Raw genomic sequence first — 3,974 nt, 5'->3', positions numbered from 1 at the left:
CAAACGTAGGTATGTACCGAAGGCTATTTCGGGAATTTACGACTATGGAGTGTACATGAACTTGTGAGTAGATATGATTTCGGTCAATCCAAAGCATACACGATGACATAGTAAGTAATGTTCGTGAGAACTTACATTATCTCGATGTGAGTATATTTAATCACATTTTGAGTGGCAGTTGAGAAGAATGCTTACAATTAAGGATTTATGCAAACAATATCATACAGGTGAACTCACTCAGACAGCTCTTGATCATGTGTCTTTATGTTTAAGAGATAATGAATTTGTCGCAATATTAGGACCATCTGGTTCAGGAAAAACAACTTTATTAAATGTGATTGGCGGCTTAGATCAATATGATTCAGGAGATCTTATCATCAATGGTATTTCCACAAAACAATATAAGGATAAGGACTGGGATTCTTATCGAAATCATACAATAGGTTTTATTTTTCAAAGCTATAATTTGATTCCACATCAGACAATTCTTGCGAATGTAGAACTCGCTCTCACAATTTCAGGTGTTTCTAGAGAAGAAAGAACACGTCGTGCACAAGAGGCACTTAGTCAGGTAGGACTTAAAGAACAGTTTCATAAACTACCAAGTCAGTTATCTGGTGGACAGATGCAAAGAGTGGCTATTGCCCGTGCATTAGTGAATGATCCAGATATTTTACTTGCGGATGAACCAACAGGGGCACTAGATAGTGAAACAAGTATACAAGTTATGGACTTGCTTAAACAGGTTGCGAAAGAAAAACTTGTAGTCATGGTCACTCATAACCCAGAACTTGCACATATGTATGCTAATCGTATTGTGAATCTAAAGGATGGTGTGATAGTCTCTGATTCTAACCCAGTATCATTTAAAGAAGAAAAGCCTGTTCATAAAAATTTGGGAAAGACATCTATGAATTTCCTAACCGCATTAATGCTTAGTTTTAATAACCTTAAGACAAAAAAAGCTCGTACAATATTGACATCATTTGCTGGCTCTATTGGTATTATTGGAATTGCACTTATTCTATCTATTTCCACTGGTGTCAATGCCTATATCTCATCCATTGAAAAAGAGACGTTATCAGAATATCCTCTTTCTATTCAATCTACAGGAATTGATATGAGTGCGATGATGGGCGAACCAGTCAAGAAAAACAACAGTGAAGTCAAGGTTGTGGATATGATGGAGAATATGTTCTCTAAGATCGGTTCTAATGATTTAAAGAACTTAAAAGCATATATAGAGGAACATAAAGAAATTAATCAATATGCCCGTGCTGTAGAATATGATTATGGTATCTCACCACAGATTTATGCAAATGATCAATATGGAATCAGACAAGTGAATCCTGATGCCACAATGAAAAAACTTGGCATGGGAACAAGCAGTAATTCTATGATGAGTAGTATGATGAATACGAATGTTTTCTATTCTCTTCCATCTCATGCCTCTTTATATGATGATCAATATGATGTAAAAGCGGGTCACTGGCCTAAAAATAAAAATGAATGTGTATTGGTACTCTCTAAAAAAGGTGGTATCAGTGATTTTATGCTGTATACATTGGGTTTAAGAGACCCAGCACAATTAGATCAGATGTTAAAAGCTTTTAGTGAAGAGAAAAATATTAAAGTCACAACAGGCAAACAAGGATATCGTTATAATGATCTATTAGGTATTACTTTTAAAGTAGTGAATGCATCCTCTTATTATCAATATGATGATACATATAAGGTATATAAAGATAAAAGTAATGATACAAACTATATCAATTCACTTGTACAAAATGGCAGTGATTTAAAAATTGTTGGTGTTGTACAGCCTAAAGAATCGACTAATGCTTCTATGCTTGCTATGGGGATTTATTATCCTTACTCACTTGCCACTTCTACTATTAAAGATGCGAGTAATAGCCAGATAGTAAAAGCACAGCTAGAAAATAAAAATATAAATGTGATTACTGGACAATCTTTTAATGATCAGTCTCAAAAATCATTAGATTTATCATCTATGTTTCAAGTAGATAATAATGCACTAAAGAATGCATTTCAGTTTGATACAAGCAAGGTGAATATATCCATGCCACAAATGGATATGTCTAGTATTTTAAGTCAGATAATAATTGATATATCTCAAAATGATGCATCATTATTTATGTCCACGCTTACTTCAGGCTATAACGATTATTTAAAGGAACATCCTTTAAAAGAAACAGAAAATTTAAATGAGGTGGTTCAAAAATATCTTCAATCCAAAAGAACATCAGATATTATTAAGAAAGGTATTGATGATGCAATTAAAGAAAATGGTGAAATAAAGATCACTGAAGAACAGATGCAGAAGATTATGAAGAATGTAGCGGATGACTTTAGTGATTATGCAAAAGAAGATATCAATTCATTTACATTAGGATTACAGAATAGTATGATGAACTATCTCAATTCACAGGATTCTAAGCAGGTCATCAATCAGTTTATTAATAAAGTTATCAAAGATAATCATCTAGAAGAACAGTTGAATACTATTATGGCAGGATATATGCAAAATATCACAAAACAATTGTCTACCTCTTTATCTCAGGCATTTACTTTTAATCCTGATATCTTTAAACAGGCTATTAAAATGAATAGAGATAGTACGGATATGACTGAGCTTATGAAATCAATGATGAATACAGAACAAACAAGCTACGATAACAATCTAAAGAAATTTGGTTATTGTGACTTTGATAATCCAAACAGTATTAGTATTTTTCCACAGAATTTTGAAAAGAAACAGTCTGTTTTGAATTATTTGGATCATTACAATGAGAAGATGAAAAAGATAGATGAAGATAAGGTGATTACTTATACAGATGTTGTAGGTACACTTATGTCTTCTGTGACTGATATTGTTGATGTAATTAGTTATGTACTGATTGCCTTTGTAGGTATTTCTTTAGTTGTTTCTTCAATTATGATTGGTGTAATTACTTATATTAGTGTATTGGAAAGAAAAAAGGAAATTGGTATACTACGTGCACTAGGTGCTTCTAAGCACAATATTTCACAGGTCTTTAATGCAGAAACATTTATTATCGGTTTATTATCAGGACTTATGGGTATTGGTATTACCTTGCTTCTATTGATTCCAACTAATATTATTATACATAACGTTTCCAATCAGACCTCTATCAATGCGATGCTGCCAGTAAGTGGCGCAGTTGTTCTTATATTATTAAGTATTGGTCTTACATTACTTGGTGGATTAATTCCATCCCGTAAAGCTGCAAAAGAGGATCCTGTCAAAGCATTACGTACAGATTAAAGAAGTAAATGATGCCAAAGAACGTCATTGAAGAAATCTATTCATCCCATGATCATTTCTTTGACTTAGAAAAAATACGAAATATTTCATGTATCATACAAGTGAAGCTTCTGTATTTTGCTTTTATAATGCCGTTGTTCTCATGTGATTGCCATTGCAGTAATAGAAATACTCTATCTTTTCCTTACTACAATGGAAGGAGATGCACATGAAAAGAGCGCTAAGCATGAAGATTTGATTGTGTGAGATAAGATATAAGGTATGCAGCAATGTATACCTTTTTATTTATCACAAACAATAATAAAAGTATTGAAAACAATAATGCAATGAGTATAATAAAGTTGAAAAGGAGAGAAAGTATGAGAAACAGAATTACAATATTAAAAGAGAAGATGCTTGATGAAAAACGTTATGCATCTATTGAACAAGCGCGTATCATAACACGTATTTATAAAGAGAATGAAACTCTTTCTGTTCCTATGAAACGTGCCCTCTCTTTAAAAGCGGCGTTAGAAGAAATTGAAATTGGTGTTGAAAAAGAAGAATTAATTGTAGGTAATCGTACAAAAGGTGTACGTGCTGGTGTTGTATTTCCTGAAAGTGGCTGTTCATGGGTGGATAGAGAATATGAAACACTTCCTACCCGTCCTCAGCATCAGTTTGAAGT

The 3,974-nt window shown here is 32.9% G+C and carries 2 protein-coding genes; both read left to right on the top strand.

All coding sequences use genetic code 11. The features are described from left to right. Window positions 1–187: 187 nt before the first annotated feature. Window positions 188–3,307, top strand: coding sequence for an ATP-binding cassette domain-containing protein (locus ACT8VG_RS08280; protein ID WP_444195606.1), 3,120 nt, complete (start codon window positions 188–190; stop codon window positions 3,305–3,307). Window positions 3,308–3,666: 359 nt separating this feature from the next. Continuing rightward, window positions 3,667–3,974 (top strand): pyruvate formate lyase family protein (locus ACT8VG_RS08275; protein ID WP_444195605.1); only part of this gene is annotated, 308 nt, incomplete at its 3' end.

Source organism: Catenibacterium sp. (genome assembly GCF_052354645.1).
GTDB classification, from domain to species: domain Bacteria; phylum Bacillota_I; class Bacilli_A; order Erysipelotrichales; family Coprobacillaceae; genus Catenibacterium; species Catenibacterium mitsuoka_A.
This window is presented reverse-complemented; position numbering and strand designations above follow the sequence as displayed.